Below are 24,705 nucleotides of genomic sequence, written 5' to 3'. Positions count from 1 at the left end.
GTATTGTTGGTTTACATCCCGCGAAGGATGGCATCTTCATTTAAGATTTCCTGTGTCTCTTGATTAATTTTATGAAGCAAATCTTCTAAATTCATCTCAGTATCTATTACTCCTTTATTCAGCAAACTCAATATGGCTTTATCCTGTGCTCTTCCTTTTTTCATTGCCTTGTTATACCCCAAATCCTCTCTAAAGGTAACCAACCTGTATTTTGAAGCATATTTTTTAGGATGTTTTTGCTCTAAAGCTGTTTCAATTTTTCTTTTTTTCTGAAAAATTTCTGCAGCCGTATGAGATTTCATCTCATGAAAATTATCAATAGCTAAATCGGCAATAGCATCAGCATCGGCTTTGCGCTCTTTTTGATAAGTATCAAAAATAGATTTCCAATTAGATGTGGGATTTTCTTCTATAATTTTGTCTAGCACTACCACGTCTTCAAAAGAAGCATTCATGCCTTGTCCGTAAAACGGAACTATTGCGTGCGCGGCATCACCAATGAGTAAAGTTTTTCCTGAACAACTCCAAGGATAGCATTTGACAGTGCCCAGCGGGCTCGTTGGATTTTCAAAAAAATCTTGAGTAAGTGTTGGCATATGCGGGTATGCAGAGGGGTATGTTTCTTTAAAATAAGCCTCTACTTTTTCTGGAGTATTTAGGTTGTTTAAGTTGTATTCTCCTCCTTCATAGGCCATAAAAAGGGTAACCGTAAAACTACCGTCTAGATTAGGTAGGGCAATAACCATATTTTCTCCTCTAGGCCAAATGTGCAAAGCGTTTTTTACTAGCCTATAGCCACCATCTTTTGTAGGAGGAATGCTTAACTCTTTGTAACCGTGAGTAAGAAAGTTTTGCGAGAAACTAAATAGAAATAAGCGGTCTTCCCACATACTTTTTCTTACTATAGAACCTGCGCCATCTGCTCCAAAAATCACATCTGACTTAAACTGCTTTTCTTCCTGGTTGGTTTCATCTTTAAACGTGGCTGTGGCGGCCTCCAGGTTTACATCAAGACAGGTGTGGTTAAATAAAATTTCTACATTTGGAAATTTTTCAGCCTCATCCAGAAGCAATGCGTTTAATCTAGTTCTCGAAATGGAATTGATGTACTCTGAAGTTAATCCGCTATAAGGCGAAAGAAATTCGTCTCGGTCCTTTTGGTGAATCATGCGGCCGTGCATCGGAATACATAATTCTTTAACCTTTTCTTCAATTCCTACTAGTTTCATAGCCTTTAAGCCACGATTGGATAAAGCAAGATTGATTGACCTGCCTGCCGAAATCTCATTTTTTCTTAGATCTGGCCTTTTTTCAATTAATTTTACTTGATAGCCTCTTTGTGCCAAACGTAACCCTAATAAGCTACCACATAAGCCAGCTCCTATAATTAATGTTGATTTTTCTTGCATCTTAACCCAAGTGTTTTTTTAAAGATTGAACCATTTTAAAGACATCTTCATAATTATTATAAAGAGGTGCTGGAGCGATTCGAATTACATTAGGTTCTCTCCAATCTGTTATTACGCCGTCTTTGATTAAGTTGTCAAAAAGGGATTTGTTAACTCCTGTCAATTTTAAGGAAAGTTGGCAACCTCGCTCATCGGGGTTTGATGGTGTTATTATTTGTATGCGATTATCTTGTAAATCTTTAATTAGAAACTCAAGATAACCAGTTAAATTTTTTGATTTTTGAATTAGCTTATCAAAGCCGGCCTCTTCAAATAAACTTAGAGATGCATTTATAGCGGCAAGAGATAAAATTGGGGGGTTGCTCAATTGCCAGCCCTCTGCTCCTGGGATTGGATCAAAATCTTGGCGCATATTAAATCTTGATTCTTTATCGTGGCCCCACCATCCTGCAAATCTAGGTAGTTTTAAATCGTTTTCATGTCTTTCATGAACAAAGCAACCACCCACGCTACCCGGACCGCTGTTGAGGTACTTATACGAACACCACACGGCAAAATCTGCGCCTATTTTATGTAAATTAGGTTGAATATTACCGGCGCCATGCGCTAAATCAAATCCTACTTTTATCTCATTTTGATGTCCTAATTGTACAATTTTTTTTAGCGGAAAAGATTGTCCCGTATAATAATTGGTACTGCCTATCATCATCAAGGCAATTCGATTACCTTGTTCTTCCACAATCTTTTGTAAGTCTTCAAACCTACATAATTCTTCACCCTCACGTGGTTCCCATAACAATAGTCCTTCTTCTGGACTAATTCCGTGAAAACGCAATTGCGATTCTACAGCATAGCGGTCTGAGGGGAAAGCATCTTTTTCAATTAGTATTTTAAATTTTCTATCTGTAGGTCTATAAAAACTAACCATCATCAAATGCAGGTTAACCGTAAGGGTGTTCATCATCACCACTTCTTTAGGTTTTGCACCTACGATTTTAGCCATTTTGTTGGTGAGTAATTCATGATACGGCACCCAAGGATTTTTTGCTAAGGTGTGTCCCTCAACTCCGTATTTCGCCCAGTCTTGTAATTCTTGATTGATGTATTCTTGAGTTCTTTTGGGTTGCAATCCTAGAGAATTGCCGCAAAGGTATATTTGATTTTGATTTTGATTGTTTTGTGGAAAATAAAATTCATTTCTAAATTTTGCTAATGGGTCTTTTTCGTCTTGTTCTTTAGCAAATTCTAGACTGTTTTTATATTGGGTCATAGCTGTTTTAGTTTGTAAGTGTAACAAATTTAGCAATTATTATGCAACTAGCTATTTTGTTTTTAGACAAAAAAAGCACTCTGGCTTCCCAGAATGCTTATGGTTTGTAGTTTACATTTACCTAATCTACGGCATCTTCTATTTCATCGCCAACATCTTCGGCTGCATTCTCTATATCATCTGCAGCCTTTTCGGTAGCGCTTTTTTCTCGACAGCCTACAAAGCTTGTGGCAAATAGGCCTAAAAAAAAGGCCGATAGCAATAATTTTCTCATAATTTTTAATTTTAATAGGCAAATAAAAGGTTTCATTTGCGTGGTTTTATTTAAATGTACAGTTTAGCTTGGAATTGTAATAGTATTTTAACCTGAAGTTAACGATTGTAGCTGTGGAAAAAAAAATCGGGATTTGAAAAAAATCCCGATTTCTGTATTAACTTAAGCTTCATCTAATCTAAAACACCTAACCAAATTTGAAGTTGCTTAAGGTTAATACGATTTAATGATATAAAGATACTTAAAATGCTTTAAATTAGCATTTTAGCTACTGGTAACATCTTGTTAAATCTTATTCCTTTTCATAAGATTTTTATTGTTTTTAAACCAATTTATAGCTTGATCTAAGCTCTCGACTTGGTGAATGTCTCCTTTATAAAACATTTCTTCGAATAAAAGATTTACTTTTGAGGAGCTAGTACGAGAAATTGCGATGTAGTGGGTGGGTCCAAGTGTTTCAATTACTTTCTTCCAAACCATAGGGTCAATGGCATAAGCGTTTATTTTATTTGAAATATATAAATTAGGAATTCCATCTGTATAAAAATTTGTAGCTACAGCAATTAAATGCTTAGCCTTTTCCCAATTCCATAATACTTCTGGCTTAATTTCGGCCACAATGAAATCCTTGCAAAAGTAAAAATCACCATGTTCTAATAGGATCTCTTTTAGAATATAATGCTTATGTGTTGATTCCTTAAATTTCACTTTTTGTGAATAGTAATTAATATTATGTTGTTTTAAGGTAAAAATACTTAAAAAAAACGAACCATTGTTGTTAAATTAATAATAGAAGTTTAATCATATTTATCCTCGGTTAAGTGTATGTAAATGTTCATATTGTTAACCAATTTTTAAGAATAGTCATTCCTAAAGGTGTAAGAATAGATTCGGGATGAAATTGAACTCCGAATAACTTAAGTTCCTTGTGTTCATAAGACATAAGACAGCCTTCTTCATCATAACTAGTAGGAGTTAGGCAATCTGGTAAATCTTTTACTGCCCAAGAATGATATCTGGCCACATCAAACTCTGTTGGTAGTCTATTTAACAAAGCGTCGGATGTATTTGTTCTTTTAATTCTTGAGGATACTCCATGGTATACTTTTTTTAGATTATATAAGTTGGCACCTAAAACTTCAGCTATAGCTTGATGACCTAAACATACTCCTAGAATGTTTTTGCTAGGACCATATTTTTTTATGATTTCTGCGAGCAACGGTGTTTCTTTGGGAAGTCCAGGACCTGGTGAAATTAAAATATGGCTGTAATTAGCAATAGAATTTAAGTCGATTAAATCAGGTCTTTTTACTATCGGAATGAAGTTATTCATTTCGATGTAGTGGGCAAGATTATAGACAAAACTATCGTGATTGTCTATAATTAAAACGTGATTAGGTTGCGGTGTAATGCTTTTCATTTGTGTGGTGCGAAATTAGGGTGTTTTTTTTATACTAGAAAGCTTTATTTAATTTTTGCATTTTAGGATTAATTGAGTTGTTTTTTTATTAGTTACATTTGTTACGCTAATTAAAATATTGGACATGGAAAATTTAGATCAAGAAACTTGGAGAAATCAACTTGCCAACGATAAAAATGCCGTCTTGTTAGATGTGAGAACGCCAGAAGAGTTTGAGGAAGGATTTATACCAGGAGCAATTTTAGCAAACATTCAAGAGCCTCAAGAATTTATGAACAGTACTCAAGAATTAGATAAGTCTAAAAACTTTTATGTGTATTGCAAGTCTGGCGGAAGAAGTACTCAGGCTTGTCAGATTATGGATCAACTAGGCTTTAGTTCTACCTTTAATTTAGAAGGAGGCTTTTCTATTTGGGAAGGCGAAGTAGCTAAATAATTTAAAGAACAATAGCAAGAAAGCCACGCCGAATTCGTGGCTTTTTTGTTACCGCATCTTTAAACAGATTGGAGGATTGCTGTTTAGGTGATTGCGGAAAATCAATATTATTCTGACAAGAAATTACTTTATTTAAGCAATAAGGCTAGGATAAGAAAGTTAGATTTAATTGTGATTGTTTTTCAAAAACCACTTTGTCGACAAATAGAGTTCAAGAAATGGCTTTTAACTAATTTAATAGTGTATAAATTAAAGTATTTGATGTACAATTTTGGGGTGGGGATGATATACAGACTTGAAAAAATTATTCCCTTAAAAAATCAAAAACTCAGAAATTGTCCTTGATTTCCTGATTGCCCTTTGAGCGGAAGATTCCTTATGAAATAAATATTCTCACGTTCAAACTCAAGTGATCCCGCAATGGAGTGAGGTTTAATATTTATTCGTGACCTCGCAAGATTTCAAACTTATATTATCTATATCAGTTACTATAAAACTTGCTCAAGTTATTGGTTTACCATTTCCTAAATAATTTCATTATATTCAGAAATTTCTTATGCGGGGATGATTTGGTATGCCCTCTTACCAAAGGGAGTAGTAATGTGATTTAACAACTTACGAATGTAGCGCTCAGTTCTGTCTACCAAGTAGTGAACGTTATTTGAAAATACGGAGTCTTTTTTAATTTTCATTTTAATGTATTTCCAATAATCTATATCTCATCTTAGGGTGAAAAATGCACCCTAATAAGCAAAAACTGTCATAAGTAGCTGTGGTGGAATTATTTATTCTGAAGGATGCATAAATGCAGCTTGGTTTATTTAATAATTATAAAATTTTTAATAAAAGTTAGAAAGAAAATAAATAAAATGTTGAAAGGGATTATCAAAGGTATTTTTTTTGCAATAGCGTAGAGATGCACTTAGCGCATTCTTAAGAAGGTGCCGATGAAAATGACCTAGCGTTCAAATAAACGCGTGAGAATGGCTCTTAGTTTGAGCGGACAACAAAAGGAGGTGAGGTGAGTTTTATTGCTATCTGTGTACTTATACAGAATGCAAAAGACAACCATGTTGTACGTGGTTTGAATAAATTTCTTGAAGTATCTACAAAAGCTTATTGTGAAAATAAGTATGTTCTAAGGACCATTGAAAATGGTGGTTGGGCTACATTTCAAGGTCTTGATTTTAAAGCAAATTATAGGTTAGGTGCAAGGTTACTTGTTACTTATCTTACCTCTCTTAACTTTAAGATTAGTGATGTTGTTGCGACTTTACTTCCTTATTGCCAATAGAAATGGTTTTAGCAGCAGTGGGAATTACTCATTTTTAAATCGTAATGAGGTCGTGTTAAACTTGATTATTTCGGCGATTTTCTAGTCGAACTATAGATGCCGATTGAAGAGATTTTTAGGCTCTTGTTCTAGCCAATTTTTTTTGAAAAGAATTGTTTAAGTATCCTAGGTCCACGGTAACCCTTAATAAACTATTTGGTAATATATTAGCTTGCATCTGAATAAGGTTACTACACTTTAGCGAAAGCGAGTCTATGAGAAACACGACCGTAGGAAGAGCGTAGCGTTAAAGCGTAAACTAACAAAAGTCATTCTTTATGGTTTTTACGATGGCTACATTTGAAGTAGTAATAAATAATATTACTTATGAGTAACTCAAAAACCGCCAAACACATAGTAGTAGCAGTAGTAGCTATGATTATTATTCACTTCTTGGTTAGTCTCTAAGCTCCCATGCTTACTAAAAAAAAGATGATGAGACCTAGTAGCTGGTGTCATCTAACTTCACTTTTCCGTTGAAAGTTTTATAAAGAAATAAGAAATAGCCTGCAAGCAAAGGTGACCCTATGGCTACTATGGTTAACATAATTCCCAAAGACTTTTGCGAAGAAGCCGCGTTATAAATAGTCACACTATATTCCGAGGCTATGGTAGATGGTAATAGTACTGGATATAATTGAAAAGCCACTAACATAAGTAAAAACGCCATTGTTAGAGATGAAAATACTAAAGCGTAAGCATATTTCTTTTTTGATACTAAACGAGGAATATTTGCAACAGATAAAAATGCAAGTAAGGGTATTATAAAGAAAATTGGATACTCCTTAAATTTGTCTGTAACACCTGGAAGAAATACTAATGTGTAAAGCGATGTCGCCGCGAAACTGACAATAAAGAAAATCATTCCCTTTTTTAATAAAAAGGTTAACCTGGCATGCAAACGTCCTTCTGTTTTAAGCAACAGAAAAATGGCTCCTTGTGTCATAAATAATGATACTGTGGTCAATCCTACCATTATGGCATAAGGATTTAGAAACGAAAAAAACATGCCCCCTTTATAACTGTAGTGTTCGCCCAGTTCAAAGCCTTGTAAAATATTAGCTAAAACAACACCTAGCAAGAATGAAATCAAAACATTTGAGCCAAAATAGATGATGTCCCACGTTTTACGCCACCACTTCATTTCTTCTGCGCTTCTGAATTTGATAGCTGCAGACCTAAGTACAAGAAGCATTAAAAACAACATAAATGGTACATACATAGCCGATAGCATCGTGGCATACATTACAGGAAACCCTGCAAACAAGGCACCTGCACCAATAATAAGCCATACTTGATTGGCATCCCATAAAGGACCAATGGCGTTAATGGCGATACGCCTACTTAAGTCTTTCCTGAAAAATAAATGCCACGCGCCAGCACCATAATCAAAGCCTTCTAGAATGGCATAACCAGAAAATAAAAGTCCTACAACTAAGTACCAAAGTGTTGGGTAATCTAAACCTAAAAAAGTTTCCATAGGTATGTGTTTAAACGTATTTTAAAAATTCATCAGGATTCTTAGCTTCATCATAAGGACCTTGCTTTATCTTTTTATTTACCGAATAGAGAAATAAAAGAAACAATATCGTGTAGACCACTAAAAATAGTATCAAAGAAAATAGTATTTGATTTGAAGAAACTTCTTGAGAGAAGCCTTCACTAGTTCTTAAATGACCATAGACAATCCAAGGTTGTCTTCCCATCTCAGCAGCAAACCAGCCTACTTGATTTGCTATTTGCGGTAATAAAACTGAGAACGCAAATATGCGTAACAACCATTTCTTTTCAAATAAAGTGCCTCGCCACCATAGGTAACTTGCGTACAAGGTTAGACCTATTAAGAACATCCCGATACTCACCATAATATGATAGAATTGAAATACAGCATTTACTTGACTAGGTCTGTCTTCTTTAGGGAAAGCCTTCAGTCCCGTTACTGGTTCTTCAAAATCCTGGTGTAATAAAAATGACAAACCACCAGGCACTTTAAGCCCTGTAACTTCTTGGGTTTCGTTATCTACCCAACCAAATAAATACATGTCTGCAGCGCCGTTTGCTTCATAATGGCCTTCTAGCGCTGCTAGTTTTGCAGGCTGATGTTCTGCAACAACTTCGGCAGACCTGTGACCAGAAAACAGCTGCGTAAGTGATATTACTGTGGCTAGACCTAAAGCTATTTTAAAAGCCTTTTTTGATATTTCTACATAACGCCCTTTTATTAAGTAATATGCGTGCACACTTAATACTAAAAAAGCACCGGCTAAAAAAGCACCTTGCCATACGTGAATGATTCTATCTACACTTGAAGGGTTGAATACCATCGCCCAGAAATCGGTAACTTCTGCTCTTGCATTAAAATCTTCACCTACAATATGATATCCCGCAGGTGTTTGTTGCCAGCTATTTGCTACAACAATCCACACCGCTGAAAACATAGACCCTAAAAACACCCCAATGGTTGATATGAAATGAACTTTAGGTGATACTCTGTTCCAACCAAAAAGTAGAATCCCTAAAAATGCACTTTCTAATCCAAAAGCAAATAAACCTTCTGCTGCTAGTGCGCTACCAAATATATCACCTACGTATCTGGAATAAACCGCCCAGTTTGTGCCAAACTCGAATTCCATAATGATACCTGTCGCCACACCTATACCAAAAGTTAAAGCAAAAATTTTTAACCAAAACCTAGTTAAAACCTCGTATTGTTTATTTCCAGTCTTCAAATACATTCCCTCCATAAAAACCATTATGAGGCCAAGACCTATGCTTAATGGCGGGTAGATGTAATGGAAAGCAATGGTGAAAGCAAACTGGATCCTTGCAAGAATTTCTGTATCCATTTCAATATATTTTTATACAAAATTAACGTTTTTTTGTATTCTATAGGTAACCGGTGTTACACAGTGAATGATTTCGTTTTAAAAGGTTTTCTTGTGTAATTTTAGTAGCTTTAGAAAGGCTAGTATTGGTCTAATTTTGTGATATAATTAGACCAATTTAAATGGTTGTAATTACGCTTTCGCGAAAGCGTATAAAACAAGAAATCTGGGCATTGAAAACGGTAGTATACTACTATATTTTTCTTTTAAACTGACTTTTATCATTGCTCTCGTTCTCTATTTAGAATACTATTGCAGTATGAAACTAATAAGTGCTATTATTTTATCTTTTTTACTGTTGAGTAACAGTCTTAAGGTATCGATTACCTATAGCTGGTATGCACTTGATATGGAAAGTTTTATAGAGCAACTTTGTGAAAATAAAGGCAAACCTGCGATGCAGTGTAATGGAAAGTGTTTCTTGACTAAGGTTTCAAAGAGCTCAACTTCAAACCCAGAAAAACCTGCGTTACAAATAGAATGGGAACAACTGGTGTATTGCGAGGTATATTCCAATACAGAGCAACTTGCTGCACCCATATACATAACAACTAATACTAGTAATTATATCCTTTTAAAAAGCGAGGAGAATCACACTCGCATCTTCCATCCACCCAGGACTGTTTTACTTACATAACAAATAATGCAGATAGGATAATGCAAGGCTTATCCTACAATCTTCCCGTAAGTAATTTAAAAAAAATTAAAATGAATTTTAGAAAATTAGTGCTAGTAGTAGCATTCTTTCCTGTGTTTTTGTGTGCGCAGGAAACGATAAAAAAAGACATAATTCAAAACGATAGTATAAAAACGGTGACGCTTAATACAGTACTCATCACAGGTAAACGAAATACAGACCCAGTACTTACCACAGTAAAAACAGAACTAGAAAAGAAAGTGGTACAACCCAAAAACGTTGCTGATCTTTTTACCGACCTTAATGGTTTCTCGCTTATTAAACGTGGTAATTATGCGATTGACCCATCGTTTAGAGCAAGTCAGTATGAACAGCTTAACATTCAATTTGATGGCGGTACAAAGGCGATGCACGCTTGCCCTAATCGAATGGACCCAGTGACTACACACGTAGTGCCTGAAGATATTGAACGCATAGAAGTAATAAAAGGACCTTATACCGTACGATATGGCGCTACCTTTGGCGGTATAGTAAATCTAGTTACTCAGCCACCGATGCGACTAGATAATGGCTTACACGGCAATGTGAGTACTGGTTATGAAACTAATGGTAATGCGTTGGTATCATCCATCAAATTGCATCAAGTAGCTGAAAAATACGATATCACTGCAAATGCTGGCTATCGTGATTTTGGCAATTATGAAGACGGTGATGAAACTGAAATTCCGTCATCATTTAGAAGTTTAGACTATGGCTTGCGAGTAGGATATAATTTAAGTGATTCCCAAAGAATACAAGCACACTGGCGACAATCTTACGGTAGAGATGTTTTACACGCTGGACTGCCTATGGATACAGAAGAGGACAACAGCTCTATTTTATCACTGGATTACAAATTATCTGATTTAAAAGGTTTCGTTAAGGAAGTAAACGCAAAAGCTTATTATTCTTTTGTAGACCACATTATGGCTAACAGCAGAAGACCTTCTTTTATGATGACAGAAGCTGTATCTACCATAGATGCCACTACTGCTGGCGGTAAGCTAGAGCTGAAAATGAAACCAACAGAAAAATGGATTCTTTATGGTGGGATAGATGCATTGCTTATTGCAAGAGATGGCGGTAGAACTCGCGTTGTAAAACGTAATATGATGGGCGATTTATTACCGCAACCTATGGTATTTCAAGATAAGATTTGGCAAGATTCCTATGTAAATGATTTTGGACTCTTTGCTGAAAATAAGTATGCCGTTTCAGACAAAACGATGTTAACGGCTGGGATGCGTTACGATGTAGTAGTCTCTGATATTAAAGACCCTGAAGCAGATTTTCAACAACTCTATGCCAATTTAGAACAGCGTGAAGAGCATAACGTTTCTGCTACAATATCAATGAAACATAAATTATCAGCTAATAAAACGCTAGAAGTTGCTTATGGCCGTGGTGTACGTTCTGCAAATATGATAGAGCGATACATTAATCATTTTTCTGTGGGGCAAGACCCTTTTGAATATGTAGGAAATCCTAATCTGGACGCTGAGGTAAATAATCAGTTTGAAATAGGTATTAAAGGTCGTAAACGTTTTGACAAAGGGATTAACGCTTTGCATTATGCTATATCTGGGTATTATGCACGTTATGAGAATTACATTGTTGCCGTTGTAGACCCTACACTCGATAGAAAGTTTATGCCCAATGCACAGCCACAAGAAGTAAAACGATTTATCAATTTAGATAAAGCAAACAAAACAGGTTTTGAAGCAGAGGCTACGATAGATTTTGCAAGCCACTTTAATTTTTCTAGCGCATTGTCTTACGTATATACAAGAAATCAAGACCTAGACGAAGCACTACCGCTAACACCACCATTTACAACCCGTTTTGGATTAGGATTTGAAAAAGAAAAATTCTGGGCGAGTTTAGACTATACTATAACGTCTAAGCAAGATGAGATTGCTACAAGCCTTAGAGAACAAGAAACACCTGGTTATGAGGTGTTGGATTTACGTTTCGGCTTCAAGCCTGTAAAGGATGTGAATATAGGTCTAGCGGTGCTCAATGTGTTTAATGAGACGTATAATAATCATTTAAATTTCTCTTTTGTGAATCAGGCTGATTTTACAAGAGCTCCTATAAATGACCCTGGAACAAACTTCTCGATTTTTGTGAAGTATGATTTCTAAAAAGTAGAAGCCCTTCAATATCGAAGGGCTTTCTCTTAAAGTTTCTTTCCTACGAAACGTATGACTTCTGCCGTTCCCTGATGATAGTTCCCTTCTTTAAGAGTTACGGTTTTTTCTTCTAGATAACTAAAATCTAGATTAGTAAACTCTTCTTTGACTTCATCGATAGAAAATAGCATTTCTATATTTTTTGGACCACCAGAAGCATTTCCTAATTGCGCTTTCGCGAAAGCTTCAAAAACAACGATACCATTCGGTTTTAAAAATTGCAATAGATGCTTGTGCGCTTGCTTACGGATACTTGCAGGAAAATGAGCATAGCACAAAGCAATAACGTCAAAAGCGGTATCACTATGAAATTGCATTACATCGGTAATTGTATACGTAATTGCAACCTTTTGTTCCTGAGCGAGTTGTAGCGCTTTTTCTTTTCCTTTTTCACTAGTGTCAAAAGCCATTACATTCCAACCTTGTGATGCTGCATATACCGCATTACGGCCTTCACCTTCGGCAGGGAAGAGTATGCTGCCAGAATCTAATATATCAAGCTGTTGTTTAAAAAAGACGTTTGGTTGTTTGCCATAGGCAAATGCCTGCTCGCCATAACGTTGATTCCAAAAATCGGTCATAGCTTATTTGGCTTTAATTATAAATTGATACGGTAGCAAGTTGGTATTGACGTCTATATTTGTGTAGCCAGCTTCTTTCAATTCAGCCTTTACAGTTTCTAGAGCTACTTTATGATTTAATGGAGGACCTACAGGAAGTTCCTTTTTGAGGAAATCAATAATGACCAGTTCACCATCGGATTGAATTCCTTCTTTGACCTTTGCAAAATAGGCGCTGCGGTTTTCTATATGATGGTAGGTGTTTACGATTAAAACCATATCTACTTCACCTGCAGATAAATTAGGGCTATCATAAGGTATTTTACGCAGCTCAATGTCTTCTATATTATTTGCTTCAATACGTTTTTTAAGTGCTGCTTGAAAGTCTTCACTTACATCTGCAGCAATGACATGGGCGCCTTTTTCAGCTAGCTTGACTGAAAAATAGCCCGAACCTGCACCGATGTCCATTATTTTTTTGCCTTCTAAATCACCTAGGTAATCCAGTACTATAGCAGGTTTTTGATAGGCATCTCGCTCTGGCGAATCAAATCGTTCAATCAATTCATCTACTGATGACTTGTGCATATACTCGTTTGCGGTTTTAGTATCATCTTTTTTGAGATGTTCGCCACCGTGATGCATTTCCTGTGTGATTTCTTGTTTTTCACTTTTCTTATCAGCTTCTTTACATCCTACAATTGCTGTAAGTAGCATCGCTGTAATTACTAGTTTTGTTGATTTCATTTTATTTTGATTTTAAGTTATGGTTCATTTTAATACTTAATAAATAGGTTGCGAGTCCTAAGACGATATTGCCCAGACCGATTAATATTTCAAAGGGACTATTGACAAATGCATAAACAATCATCCACAGGGATAGCGCAATATAAACTAATTGAAAAATTGGAAATAATGGGCTTTTATATCCTTTAGTTTCTTGATTTTTAACTTGTCTTCTTAATTTAAAAACGCCTAGTACCGTAGTCATAGATGATATGGTAAGTAATACACCATAGTAAATGAGTATCTGTTCAAAAGTTCCAGTGATAATTAACAAGCTGCTGATGACAAATTGAAGCCATAGTGCTCGCTTCGGAATGTTGCTTTTGGGAACACTAAAATAGTTCCAAAAGGTATGATCATTTGCAATACTCGAAGTTACTCGAGAACCTACCCAGACCATTGCGCTAATTCCTGATACCAACAACAGTGAAATAGCTAATCCAAAAACCGCGGCTATCTCGTTACCTAGCATTTTACGCATTGCAATGGTACCTACATCGAGTTGCCCTTTAAGCGCTGTTATGGGCACGTGTTTTAAAAAGATGTATTGTAGCAAAGTGTAAAGTAGTGTTACGATAAGTGTACCGACTATGAGCGCTATGGGTAAGGACTTTTTAGGGTTCTTGAATTCTTCTGTTATATATGCAGCGGCATTCCATCCAGAATATGAGTAACTCACATAGATTAATGCAATAGCAAATGCTGGTGAAATGAGCTGACTGTAGTCAGAATTTGAAAAGAGATGGGTATTATTAAAACTTGGCTCTAAATAAAGTCCTATCCCAATGAAAACAAGAATCAAAGCGATCTTTAAAAAGGTACTTATGTTCTGAAATTTTGAGTTTAAGTTTAAACTTTTGGTGTGAATAAAAGTAATGATGGCTACAAGTATTATACTTGCCCATTTAGGATTTAGATTATCTACAGGAAAATAGGCTATAAATGCCATTGCAGAAAGCGCTATGGGTGCAGCAAATCCAACAGTTATCGATATCCATCCAGACAGATACCCAATGAGCGGATGAAATAGTTTACTCAAAAACGCCTACTCGCCACCAGAGCGTGTGATATGCGTACCGATTTCAGCATAACTAAAAACTCCAGAAAGCGCGATTACACCACCTAAGACCCATAGTAGTAAAACTACTGTAGGATTGTTTAAAACTTTTAATTGAAAACCTAAACTTGTGAATGCCCCAGTCCCAACCATATAAGCCACCACAAGGGCAAGCCCTGTGGTGGTTGTAATTTTATATGTTTTAGATTTTGTAATAATTTGAAATTTAGTCTAGATAAGCAGATAGCATCCAAACAAGTTTCTCTTGCTCTACGATGTAATCACTCATTAAAGCAACTGTTCCTTCATCATTGGCTTCAGAAGCAATGGATAAAATTTCTCTTTCTTTACGTAATAAGATTTTTAATGATTCAAGAATGTTATGGATAGCTTCTTCTCCATCGGTTACATTTTCAGAAGACTTAATATCAGAGGTATCCAGATACTTTTTAAATGAATGTAATGGCCTTGCACTCAACGTTAGTACCCGCTCTGCAATTTCATCTACCTTTACTAGAGCGTCGTTATATAACTCTTCAAACTTAAGGTGTAATTCAAAGAATTTTTTTCCCTTTATATTCCAGTGGAATCCTCTAAGATTCATATAGAACATTTGGTAATTAGACAATAGGTCATTCAGTTGTGACGCGGTGGTTTAAGATGTTTTATGGTCTAAACCTATGTTATTTATGTTTTTCATAATCTGGTTTTTAATTTTTAATAGACTATTAAAAATAAAAAAGGGCTTTCGAAAGAATAAGGAAAACCCTCATTTTCTTTTCTAGATATCTTTTTTGGCTAAATACCAAGTAATTTTTTCTACTGAGTCGTCTGCTAATCTATCGTTTAAGGCATCTAAGGACTTTGGTGGCGGGCAAATTACTTTCTCACCACGTTTCCAATCCATCGGCATAGCAACTCCTTTTTCATCTGATACCTGGAGCGCATCTAAAACTCTTAAAATCTCATCCATATTACGACCTACATTAAGTGGGTAGTACATAATTAAACGAATCTTTTTAGATGGGTCGATAAAGAATACGGCTCTTACAGCAGCTGTCTCGCTTTCATTAGGTTGAAGCATTCCGTAAAGTTTTGATACTTTCATATCGATGTCTGCGATAATAGGGAAGTCGAAGTAAACTCCCGTGTTTTCTCTTACGTTTTGAACCCATCCTAGATGAGCGTGAATACTGTCTATGCTTAACCCTAGAAGCTCTGTATTTAAAGCATCAAACTCTGCTTTTCTTTCTGCAAATCCACTCAATTCAGTTGTGCAAACTGGTGTAAAATCTGCTGGGTGCGAAAACATCACTGTCCATTTGTCCTTAGCAAATTCAGACATTTTAATTTTTCCTTTTGTTGTCAAAGCTTCAAAATCTGGTGCTGTATCGCCTATCCTTGGCATAGAAGTAACCTGTTCTTTCAATAAATTTTCATTATCCATAGTATAGTTTTTAATGATTATTTTTCAAATATACTATAAATTTAAGCTATATTAAAACATGCTACAGTAACCTATGTTACATAGGTGTTTGATTAACTATTTTTAACAATTAGCAACTTATTTGGCTGAAAACGTTCTAGGTAAAAATCGACTTGTACTTCTATTATATACTTGGTATTCTGAAAAACAACAGAAAGCATTTCTTCTTCATATCTAGACTAAAATACAAATATAGGATTAGGAATTAGGGTTATAGCAGGCTTATAACCAGATGCGGTCTATAAACCATAACCCAAAAAAATTAGGAGGATACTCGTGTAAATAGGATGTTTAATGCACTTGTAAGGTCCTGTTTGTATCAGACTATCGCCCGCGACAAGTGTTGGGGATGGTGATAGATTTCTACCTAATTGCAATACGCCGAGTATTCTCATTAAAACTCCAATGACGACAAATGTTGACTTCAATATTTTGAAGAGCATCAAACTTGAAGAAATCAGATAAGAAGACGGCACAACAGATAGTAAACAGGATGAATTGCTTGCTTACTAATATGTAGTCACGTGACGTTTTTTATTTTAAATATAATGGTGTTATTATTTATATAGAAAGCGATTTTCAATATTGAAATACGCTTTTTTACTCTACTAGAAATATTTGTTTTACACCTTTTTTCCTTTCAACATTTTGTTCCAATACAAGTAAGGTAATCCGAATTTCTTAAGCATCCATAATCTCCAGTGTTCTTTAGCACTATCAAAAATTGGCATCTGTTTTAATTTAGGGTCTGGTTTGAAATTACCATCATAATCAAATTCTGCTAGGGTCATTTTTCCTTATCCAGTTACAAGTGTACAACTAGAATAGCCATTGTAAGATCTTGTACCTATTCTATTTTGAGCAATGAGTAGACTTAAGTGGTCTACCACTACAGGCACTTGTTTGCGTACGGCAGCTCCTGTTTTTGCAGTAGGTAGTCCTGCCACATCACCTAATCCAAAAATATTTGTGTACCTATTATGTTGTAGGGAATTGGTGTCTACATCTAACCATCCAGTTTCGTTTACAAGTGAAGACTCACGAACAAATTTTGGTGCTGCTTGTGGTGGTGCGAGATGAAGCATATCAAATGGGATTTTAATGATATTACCTTCTGTAAATTCTTCGGCTATACCATTATCTTCATTTAGTACACACTTGTTTTCATCGGGTGCAACGTGCTTGAAGTAAGCTACCTTGTGTTCTGCATCAATTTTGATAGGTGCATAAAAAGGTTTAAAGTTTATACCATATCTTCCTATAACCTTCATTAAAGTGTCTCGTATAGGTTTTACACCAAAAATGACGCTTCCTGGCGTTGCAAAGATTACATTGGTCTTCTTGAGAATTCCTTGTTTTCTAAAGTAATCGTAAGTGAGATTACCAGAACTTTTAGTAGCTACAGCATTATTTTCTGGGTTAAAAGCTGTTGTATAATCCCTAATCCAAGTAGCACCCTTGGGCATTACTTCTTTCATAGGTTTTCCAGTCTTTTTGTAATCATAAGCTCCAGCGCCTACTAGCGTCCACGCGGGCTGATAGTAATGTGTGTCTGCTGGTTCTATAATCCCAATACTTGTTTACTTTTTTTGCTCTAGAAGTTGAGCCGCAGTCATAATACCTGCAGTTCCTCCTCCTATTATTAATACCTGATAATGTGCTCCCATTTTTTTAAGCGTTTTTTTAATCCTATAAAAATACTTTCTTAAAAACTTGTATGCTGTAACTCAGGTCACATAAGCTTCATTATTAAGTTTATATACTTGCGGTATTAATTATTTTAAAGCAGAATGAAAACCCCAAACATAACAGATCTTGTAGGTAAGACAGATATTTATATAATAGATCAAATAATGAAAGAGCGTTATTCAGTAGGGCAAACAATACTTGATGCTGGTTGCGCAGAAGGGAGAAATCTGAGATGGTTTTATCTCAATAATTTTGATATTTATGGAATAGATACCGATAATGAGCGACTGGAAACTGCAAAACAACAGTATCCTAAACTTGCACATAATTTCAGCACAGGCAGTATTGAAAAGTTGCCTTATGATGATGCCAAGTTCCATCACATCATATGCAGTGCTGTGTTACATTTCGCGCAAAGCGAAAAACACTTTTTTACAATGTTATCAGAATTGATAAGAGTAATGAAACCTGAAGGAACGCTTTTTATACGAGTAGCATCTAATATTGGACTAGATGGTAATACACCTTACTTGAAAGAATCTCATACTAATAGAGATGGGACGTTTTTTATTACAAGAGAAATTATAGCATCGTTATTGACTGATTTTCCTGTTGAATTATTAGATCCAGTAAAAACGACTAATGTTCAAGACAAAAGAGCAATGACAACACTCGTTTTTCAGAAACTATAACTTTAAACCGACACCTAGACCTACTGTCCAGGTGTTATAGTCATCAAATCGCTGGTCTAGAAACACATAAGGTAAAAGGAATCCGTGATAGCCTTTTCATACTCCACACCTAGGGGTACCAGATAGAAAGATCCATCTGGTTCTAATTCTACACCAAGACCTACAGTAAGTACTAATTAGTGGATTCAAGTATACTCATAATGGATTCAATATAGATTTAGAATAGAGACAATTTGGTTTAAACCTTGCTTTGATATAAAGTTAGGATACTTAAAGACTAGGTTAGCTTTACCCAAGTATGATTTAAAGGGTATTGTAATTTAAATGCCGTGCAGGCTCTATAATATAGTATTTTATGAACGAGCTATCTACTAAAAATTAATAACTTTTAGAGTACAGTTAAGAGGAGTATGAAAACCCAAATTTTTCTTATATCGACTTGAAAAATTATTTGCTTAAAAAGTCAATAATCTAGAAATTGTTGATGATCCCCAAATCATATCATTTTAAATGTTGCTCTAAAAAACAGAAAACCACATAATTCATAAGAATTACGTGGTTTTGATAAGAGTTTAAGCTCTTTAAAGTGACCTCGGCAGGATTCAAACCTGCAACCTTCTGAGCCGTAATCAGATGCGCTATTCAGTTGCGCCACGAGGCCTTAAATTTGCTTCCATTTCTGGTTGCGGGTGCAAATATATACTAATTATACTATACAGCAAAGATTTATTAAATTTTTTTCTTTACTTTTATTGTTTTAAGACGAACTCAAATCCGTAAAAAATAATTGTAAAGAAAGTAAAGCGAAATGGACTTGAAAACATATATAAGAGATGTTGTAGATTTTCCTAAACCGGGAATTATATATAAAGATATAACTCCTCTTTTACAGCATCCAGAAGCTCTTAGGAAAGCTTTAGCGGATCTTAAAGCAAGTATTGGGGGGCTTCAGATTGATAAAGTGGTAGGTGTTGAGTCTAGAGGCTTTATTTTTGCTAGTATGTTGGCAGTAGAACTTCAAGCCGGTTTTGTAATGATTAGAAAAGCAAATAAATTACCCTTTAAGACCTTAGCAGAAACTTATTCTTTAGAGTACGGGCAAGATCAGGTAGAAATACATCAAGATTACATAAAGAGGGGAGATCGGGTGCTTTTACATGATGATGTATTAGCTAGCGGTGGCACTGCTTATGCGGCTGTAAGGTTAATAGAAAAACTAGGTGGCGAGGTAGTGCAATGCAATTTTCTACTTGAATTGGTTAATTTGAAGGGGCGAAAACGATTGGGTGAAAAAGAAGTTTTTAGTTTACTTTCCTTTTGAGTCTACTTTATTATAATGCATTTTTAATAACCCAGGCTTTATAAGCAATTATTGCTAGTTGTAATTTACTTGCTTTTTCAATTTGCAGCCCTTTTTTTGAGTAACTAGGTAAGACCCTTTTGTTAAGACGGGCTAGACTTTTAAAAATTAATTTCCTCATGGTTGTTTTTTATACGTGTAATTTAAAAATAAAATAATCCATTACCTATTTTGACATGAAAATAATTATTTATCGAATGGGTAGCAATATCTCTAATAACTTCCAAAAATTGTATATTCGCAAAAAAAATAAATGGCTGTACTTTTTATTTTAATCGGGCTAACCTTGCTAGTTGTTGGAGGTGAATTTTTAGTGAGATCATCTGTAGCACTTTCTTTTAAATTTAATATATCAAAAATGGTAATCGGGCTTACGGTAGTGTCTTTTGCCACCTCTATGCCAGAATTATTGGTGAGTTTACAGGCAGCTTTAGAAGGATTTTCAGATATAAGTTTAGGTAATGTGATTGGGTCTAATATTGCTAATATAGGGCTCGTTCTAGGTATTACGGCCATAATAGGTGATTTGGCTATAGATAAAGATTTCTATAAATTCAACTGGCCTGTAATGATAAGCCTTTCTTTATTATTATACGGTTTCTTAGCTAATGATGAGATGATAAGTAGAATTGAAGGCCTTATTTTTTTATTGGGAATTATCGCTTATTTAATCTTATTAATACGGAGAGCTCGAAAAAACACCGAGGTAATGCCTGACGAAGTAGATGAAGCTTTGCAAACCACAAGCTCTTTTAAAATAGTTGTTTGGTTAATAATCGGAATTAGTACTTTGTATTATGGTTCAGAGCTACTGGTAAATGGCGCTGTTGATCTTGCGGAGGCTCTTGGAATTAGTGAACGGGTTATCTCGGTAACTATGATTGCTATTGGTACCAGTGTTCCAGAATTAGCAGCTTCTGTAATTGCTGCCTTAAAGAAAGAAAAAGCTTTGTCGTTGGGTAATCTCATTGGTTCAAATATCTTTAATATAGCTTCTGTGCTGGGTTTGACAGCTATCATAAAACCAATTGTTATGCAATCAAAACAAGTATTGAGTTTCGATATTTTGTGGATGCTAGGTTTTGCATTAATCTTGTTACCTCTAATTTTCTTGCCTAAAAAATTCATTTTTAGTAGGTATAAGGGATTTATAATTTTTATAGCTTATACAATTTTTGTAGCTTTAAGTTTCGTGTAGATGTTTTTTATAGGGGGGGTGTTTGTTTGAAGTATTATTTTTTTTAAAAAAATAATCAAATTTAGGGGGTGTTTTTATTTTTAACTTACTTTTGCAGAGTAATTAAAAACACACACAACATGGGAAACCTTCGTTTTCAAGCACTAAAAGAAGCCTTAAACCGCCAACCTGTACGGGTATCTGAAGCACCTCGCCGTTCAGAAATATTTGGTAAAAATGTATTTAATGAAATGGCTATGCGCCAATACCTTACCAAAAGTTCTTACCGAAGTTTGATAGATGCTATTGATAAGGGAAGCAAAATTTCGCGAGATGTGGCAGATCACATATCCACAGGAATGAAAGAATGGGCTATAGCCAAAGGTGCGACCCATTATACACATTGGTTTCAACCACTTACTGGATCTTCAGCTGAAAAGCATGATGCGTTTTTTGATGTTGAAATGGGTGATGCTGCAATTGAAAAATTTGGTGGCGGACAATTGGTACAACAGGAACCTGACGCTTCTAGTTTCCCCAACGGGGGTATAAGAAATACATTTGAAGCTCGTGGTTATACGGCTTGGGATCCTACTTCACCAGCATTTATTTTAGGTACTACCTTATGTATACCTACCATTTTTGTTTCTTATACAGGAGAAGCCTTAGATTTTAAAACTCCTTTGTTACGTTCATTGCAAGTACTAGATCATTCGGCTACAGAAGTAGCACGTTATTTTGATAAGAAAGTAAATAAAGTGATTACAACTTTAGGTTGGGAGCAAGAATATTTTTTAATTGACGCCTCCCTAGCCAATAGTAGGCCAGATATAATGCAAGCTGGAAGAACGCTTTTGGGGCATTCTGCAGCAAAAGGCCAACAATTAGATGATCACTATTTTGGAGCGATACCTTCCCGTGTTCTAGATTACATGAGAGATTTAGAAAACGAGTGTATGCTTTTGGGTATTCCGGTTAAAACGAGACATAACGAGGTGGCACCAAGCCAATTTGAATTAGCGCCTATTTTTGAAGAGGCCAACTTGGCGGTAGATCACAACCAATTGCTTATGGATGTAATGGAGAAGGTGGCAGAGAAACATAAATTAAAAGTACTATTTCATGAAAAGCCATTTGCAGGAGTTAATGGTAGTGGTAAGCATAATAATTGGTCTCTATCTACCAGTACGGGAGTTAACCTATTGAGTCCAGGTTCTACTCCTATGAAAAATTTACAATTCCTTACCTTTTTTGTAAATACGATTAAAGCTGTAAATGAGAATGAAGAGCTGTTGCGTTCTGTAATTGCAACTGCATCAAACGATCATCGCTTGGGGGCCAATGAGGCTCCACCAGCCATTATATCCGTATTTATAGGTTCACAGCTTACAAATGTATTAGATGAACTAGAAAAAGTTACCGATGGTAAATTGTCTCCGCAAGAAAAAACAGAGCTAAAGCTAAATGTAGTAGGTAAAATACCTGAAATTTTGTTAGATAACACCGATCGAAATAGAACTTCCCCTTTCGCTTTCACGGGAAATAAATTTGAGTTTAGAGCAGTAGGTTCAACGGCTAACTGCGCTAAACCTATGACTTTGCTTAATATGATTGTTGCAAAACAATTAAAAGAGTTTAAGTTGCAAGTAGATTCTTTAATTAAAGATCAAAAGTTAAAAAAGGATGATGCTATTTTTAATGTTTTACGTGAGTATATTCGCGATTCAAAGCGAATAAGATTCGAAGGAGATGGATATGGAGAAGCTTGGGAGAAGGAAGCCAAAAAGAGAAAATTAAGCAACAATAAAACCACCCCCGAAGCGCTTAAAATTCAATTGCACCCCGATACTATTAAGTTATATGAAGAAATGGGAGTGATGAATAAAATAGAACTTGAAGCCAGGCATGCGATTAACTTAGAAGAATATTCTAAGCATATACAAATAGAGGGAAGGGTTCTAGGTGATATTGCCCGAAATCACGTAATTCCTACCGCCATTCGCTACCAAAACATTTTAATTAAAAACGTAAAAGGCCTTAAAGAGATTTACGGAGATAACTTTAGAAATTACGGGCAGGAGCAGTTGAATATAATTGAGCAAATTTCTCATCATATAGAGCAAATCAATTCTGGTATTACCGCCATGATAGATCAGCGTAAAAAAGCAAATAAACTTGAAGATCTTGAAAAAAGAGCAGAAGCTTACTGTTTTGAGGTAAAACCGTTTTTCGAAAAAATCAGGTACCATTGTGATAAACTAGAGCTTCTTGTTGATGATGAAATATGGACTTTGACCAAATACCGCGAAATGTTGTTAATTCATTAAGAGCTAAAAAAATAAATTAAGAGCTGCACTCCACTGGGTGCAGTTTTTTTTTGTTATAAATTGATTTATAGTGCTTTACATGGCTTAATTTAAGCGTAATTAACTTAAATTTAATCCTTTATCAGTCATTTAAATCGATAAATAGAGAAAAAGCAAAAAAGGGCATTAGAGTTGGATTTTTTAATTTGCGGATTTATAACTGGTATTGGGGATATTTAATTTTTCAAATTTCAACAAAGGTAATAATATCAAGTAATTTAATTTATGATATCCAATATTGGTAAAATTTATTATAATTTTTAAAGAGTATTAATACGTTTAAAATAAAAAATAACACATTAACTGTTTTTAATTGTTAAAAAAATACATTTTAACTAATTTTATCACGTTTTAAACGAGAATTTTAAATAATTGTTTGAAAGGGCGGCTTCTGTATGTAATTTAGTACCAGATTATTAGAGGAAGAAATTCCAAAGACAATCGATCCGAAAGGGACTGTTAACACCCTATCGAATTCAAAGAAAATGAAATTAGGTTTGCATTTTCTTTATTATAAGCTTATGAGTTTTGTGTCTTTTATACTAACGGAAGACATTAACCTAAAAACCGATTAGCTTAAAAACTAATCCTAATCAATCTTTAATTAATTTTTAACTAAAAATTACAATTATGAAAAAATCAATTTTCTGTGCAGCCGCTCTACTTTTTGGTGCTGTTGCTTTCGCTCAAAACACAAGTAATGTAGACCAAACCGGTGTTACTAATAAGGCTTGGGTAGATCAAAGTGGTAATAACAATAGTGATGTAGACCAAGAGTTTACAGCTAACAGAGCCGACATCGATCAAGTAGGACACAACTACTCTAAAGTAGATCAAAAAGGAAATGTGGGAGGTAATCCTGCAAGTGGTGACTCAAACTACGCAAAAGTAGATCAAAACGGAGGTTTGGTTACTCAACAAAGATCAACTGTTGAACAACAAGGAGATAGAAACAAAGCTTATGTAGATCAAGACGGGCAAGATAACCGTTCAAACATACAGCAAGGTAACGGGATGAATGCCGAAGATAACTGGGCAAATGCCATTCAGAATGGAGATGGTAACCGTTCTACAATCTTCCAAACTTATGATAATAACAGGTCTAAAGTTAATCAACAAGGAGATGATAACTATGCTAATGTAAGACAAATAGCCAGACCAAATCAGTCTAAAGGTAATTACTCAGATATCGAACAAATGGGTAATGATAACCGTGCTACTTCAAGACAAGAGACTTCAGGTGCATATTTAGCTCCAGGATACTCAAACGTAGAGAGAGTTAAGCAACATGACGACGGTAACAGATCTATTTTAGATCAATTGGGTGATTATAACCGCTCAGAAGTAACTCAGTCTGGAGGAGTAGGACTAAACACTAACTACGCTAATGTAGACCAAGATGGTGAAATGAACAAGTCTTACATCACGCAAAAAGAACAAGGTCTTATTACTGCAGATAACTATGCAAAAGTTACCCAGTCAGGAATGTTAGGAAACACAAGTCACGTAAATCAAGCAGGTGCAAACTCAGCTTGGGTGAACCAGTCTAACTAATATTTAGCAAATTATATCCTACTAACTAACCATCTCATTTCAAGTATTTAGTGTTAATTATCAACTAGATATCCGAGATGAGG

The 24,705-nt window shown here is 35.2% G+C and carries 22 protein-coding genes, 1 tRNA gene and 1 pseudogene; 8 read left to right on the top strand and 16 right to left on the bottom strand.

The features are described from left to right. Window positions 1-11: 11 nt before the first annotated feature. The 5 genes from FT993_RS04730 to FT993_RS04715 all read right to left on the bottom strand — a co-directional run bounded on the left by FT993_RS04730 (window position 12) and on the right by FT993_RS04715 (window position 4,373). Window positions 12-1,409, bottom strand: coding sequence for an NAD(P)/FAD-dependent oxidoreductase (locus FT993_RS04730; RefSeq protein ID WP_147861392.1), 1,398 nt, complete (start codon window positions 1,407-1,409; stop codon window positions 12-14). 1 nt (window position 1,410) lies between these two features. Then, the gene (gene kynU / locus FT993_RS04725; protein ID WP_147861391.1) at window positions 1,411-2,679 is read right to left on the bottom strand and encodes a kynureninase; all 1,269 of its coding nucleotides are present in this window, start codon (window positions 2,677-2,679) and stop codon (window positions 1,411-1,413) included. A gap of 121 nt (window positions 2,680-2,800) precedes the next feature. Further along, window positions 2,801-2,953: a hypothetical protein gene (locus FT993_RS12280; protein WP_187240753.1), complete on the bottom strand. Its 153-nt coding sequence runs from the start codon at window positions 2,951-2,953 to the stop codon at window positions 2,801-2,803. Window positions 2,954-3,238: 285 nt separating this feature from the next. Continuing rightward, window positions 3,239-3,661, bottom strand: a complete 423-nt coding sequence (locus FT993_RS04720) for a hypothetical protein (protein WP_147861390.1) — start codon at window positions 3,659-3,661, stop codon at window positions 3,239-3,241. Window positions 3,662-3,788: 127 nt separating this feature from the next. After that, entirely contained in the window at window positions 3,789-4,373 is a 585-nt protein-coding gene (locus FT993_RS04715) for an aminodeoxychorismate/anthranilate synthase component II (RefSeq protein WP_147861389.1), read from the bottom strand. Window positions 4,374-4,497: 124 nt separating this feature from the next. On the opposite strand from FT993_RS04715, the gene FT993_RS04710 reads away from it, so the two are divergent. Then, a complete protein-coding gene (locus FT993_RS04710; protein ID WP_147861388.1) occupies window positions 4,498-4,809 on the top strand; it encodes a rhodanese-like domain-containing protein in 312 nt (103 codons plus the stop codon). A gap of 1,021 nt (window positions 4,810-5,830) precedes the next feature. Further along, window positions 5,831-6,103: a hypothetical protein gene (locus FT993_RS04705; protein ID WP_147861387.1), complete on the top strand. Its 273-nt coding sequence runs from the start codon at window positions 5,831-5,833 to the stop codon at window positions 6,101-6,103. Between the two features lie 481 nt (window positions 6,104-6,584). Here the strand turns inward: FT993_RS04705 and cydB are convergent, their stop codons facing one another. Together cydB and FT993_RS04695 are read right to left on the bottom strand one after the other, a co-directional pair. Next, window positions 6,585-7,622, bottom strand: a complete 1,038-nt coding sequence (gene cydB, locus FT993_RS04700; RefSeq protein ID WP_147861386.1) for a cytochrome d ubiquinol oxidase subunit II — start codon at window positions 7,620-7,622, stop codon at window positions 6,585-6,587. Between the two features lie 10 nt (window positions 7,623-7,632). Next, window positions 7,633-8,988, bottom strand: a complete 1,356-nt coding sequence (locus FT993_RS04695) for a cytochrome ubiquinol oxidase subunit I (RefSeq protein WP_147861385.1) — start codon at window positions 8,986-8,988, stop codon at window positions 7,633-7,635. A 747-nt stretch (window positions 8,989-9,735) separates the two neighbouring features. Between FT993_RS04695 and FT993_RS04690 the strand changes: the two genes are divergently transcribed. Further along, complete coding sequence (locus FT993_RS04690) at window positions 9,736-11,847, top strand: TonB-dependent receptor domain-containing protein (protein ID WP_147861384.1); 2,112 nt, start codon at window positions 9,736-9,738, stop codon at window positions 11,845-11,847. Window positions 11,848-11,882: 35 nt separating this feature from the next. Here FT993_RS04690 and FT993_RS04685 read toward each other — a convergent pair whose 3' ends face one another. The 8 genes and pseudogenes from FT993_RS04685 to FT993_RS04655 form a co-directional block, all read right to left on the bottom strand. Further along, window positions 11,883-12,476, bottom strand: coding sequence for a bifunctional 2-polyprenyl-6-hydroxyphenol methylase/3-demethylubiquinol 3-O-methyltransferase UbiG (locus FT993_RS04685; protein ID WP_147861383.1), 594 nt, complete (start codon window positions 12,474-12,476; stop codon window positions 11,883-11,885). 3 nt (window positions 12,477-12,479) lie between these two features. Beyond that, window positions 12,480-13,172 carry a class I SAM-dependent methyltransferase gene (locus tag FT993_RS04680; RefSeq protein ID WP_147861382.1) on the bottom strand — a complete coding sequence of 231 codons (693 nt, stop codon included), beginning with the start codon at window positions 13,170-13,172 and terminating at the stop codon, window positions 12,480-12,482. Window positions 13,173-13,203: 31 nt separating this feature from the next. After that, complete coding sequence (locus tag FT993_RS04675) at window positions 13,204-14,280, bottom strand: APC family permease (protein WP_222708301.1); 1,077 nt, start codon at window positions 14,278-14,280, stop codon at window positions 13,204-13,206. Window positions 14,281-14,286: 6 nt separating this feature from the next. Then, a complete protein-coding gene (locus FT993_RS12405; protein WP_222708300.1) occupies window positions 14,287-14,463 on the bottom strand; it encodes a hypothetical protein in 177 nt (58 codons plus the stop codon). Between the two features lie 61 nt (window positions 14,464-14,524). Next, complete coding sequence (locus FT993_RS04670) at window positions 14,525-14,938, bottom strand: Dps family protein (RefSeq protein ID WP_255504429.1); 414 nt, start codon at window positions 14,936-14,938, stop codon at window positions 14,525-14,527. A gap of 141 nt (window positions 14,939-15,079) precedes the next feature. Next, window positions 15,080-15,745 (bottom strand): peroxiredoxin, encoded by a 666-nt coding sequence (locus FT993_RS04665; RefSeq protein WP_147861381.1) that lies wholly within the window; start codon window positions 15,743-15,745, stop codon window positions 15,080-15,082. 278 nt (window positions 15,746-16,023) lie between these two features. Next, window positions 16,024-16,227: an isoprenylcysteine carboxylmethyltransferase family protein gene (locus FT993_RS12570; protein ID WP_147861380.1), complete on the bottom strand. Its 204-nt coding sequence runs from the start codon at window positions 16,225-16,227 to the stop codon at window positions 16,024-16,026. 180 nt (window positions 16,228-16,407) lie between these two features. Further along, window positions 16,408-17,358: pseudogene (locus FT993_RS04655) on the bottom strand (FAD/NAD(P)-binding oxidoreductase). A 216-nt stretch (window positions 17,359-17,574) separates the two neighbouring features. Between FT993_RS04655 and FT993_RS04650 the strand changes: the two are divergent. Then, window positions 17,575-18,165 (top strand): bifunctional 2-polyprenyl-6-hydroxyphenol methylase/3-demethylubiquinol 3-O-methyltransferase UbiG, encoded by a 591-nt coding sequence (locus FT993_RS04650; protein ID WP_147861379.1) that lies wholly within the window; start codon window positions 17,575-17,577, stop codon window positions 18,163-18,165. Window positions 18,166-18,752: 587 nt separating this feature from the next. On the opposite strand, the gene FT993_RS04645 is transcribed toward FT993_RS04650, so the two are convergent. Then, window positions 18,753-18,826, bottom strand: a tRNA-Arg gene (locus tag FT993_RS04645). A 147-nt stretch (window positions 18,827-18,973) separates the two neighbouring features. Between FT993_RS04645 and FT993_RS04640 the strand changes: the two genes are divergently transcribed. The 4 genes from FT993_RS04640 to FT993_RS04620 all read left to right on the top strand — a co-directional run bounded on the left by FT993_RS04640 (window position 18,974) and on the right by FT993_RS04620 (window position 24,622). Further along, a complete protein-coding gene (locus tag FT993_RS04640) occupies window positions 18,974-19,486 on the top strand; it encodes an adenine phosphoribosyltransferase (RefSeq protein ID WP_147861378.1) in 513 nt (170 codons plus the stop codon). 292 nt (window positions 19,487-19,778) lie between these two features. After that, the gene (locus FT993_RS04630; RefSeq protein ID WP_147861376.1) at window positions 19,779-20,723 is read left to right on the top strand and encodes a calcium/sodium antiporter; all 945 of its coding nucleotides are present in this window, start codon (window positions 19,779-19,781) and stop codon (window positions 20,721-20,723) included. A gap of 119 nt (window positions 20,724-20,842) precedes the next feature. After that, a complete protein-coding gene (locus tag FT993_RS04625; protein ID WP_147861375.1) occupies window positions 20,843-23,029 on the top strand; it encodes a glutamine synthetase III in 2,187 nt (728 codons plus the stop codon). A gap of 669 nt (window positions 23,030-23,698) precedes the next feature. Beyond that, the gene (locus FT993_RS04620) at window positions 23,699-24,622 is read left to right on the top strand and encodes a hypothetical protein (RefSeq protein WP_147861374.1); all 924 of its coding nucleotides are present in this window, start codon (window positions 23,699-23,701) and stop codon (window positions 24,620-24,622) included. Window positions 24,623-24,705: the final 83 nt, after the last annotated feature.

Origin of the sequence: Mesonia sp. HuA40, assembly GCF_008017835.1 — a bacterium.
Taxonomy (GTDB): domain Bacteria; phylum Bacteroidota; class Bacteroidia; order Flavobacteriales; family Flavobacteriaceae; genus Mesonia.
Note: the sequence above shows the minus strand (reverse complement) of the source record. Positions and strands in the feature narration are given on the sequence as shown.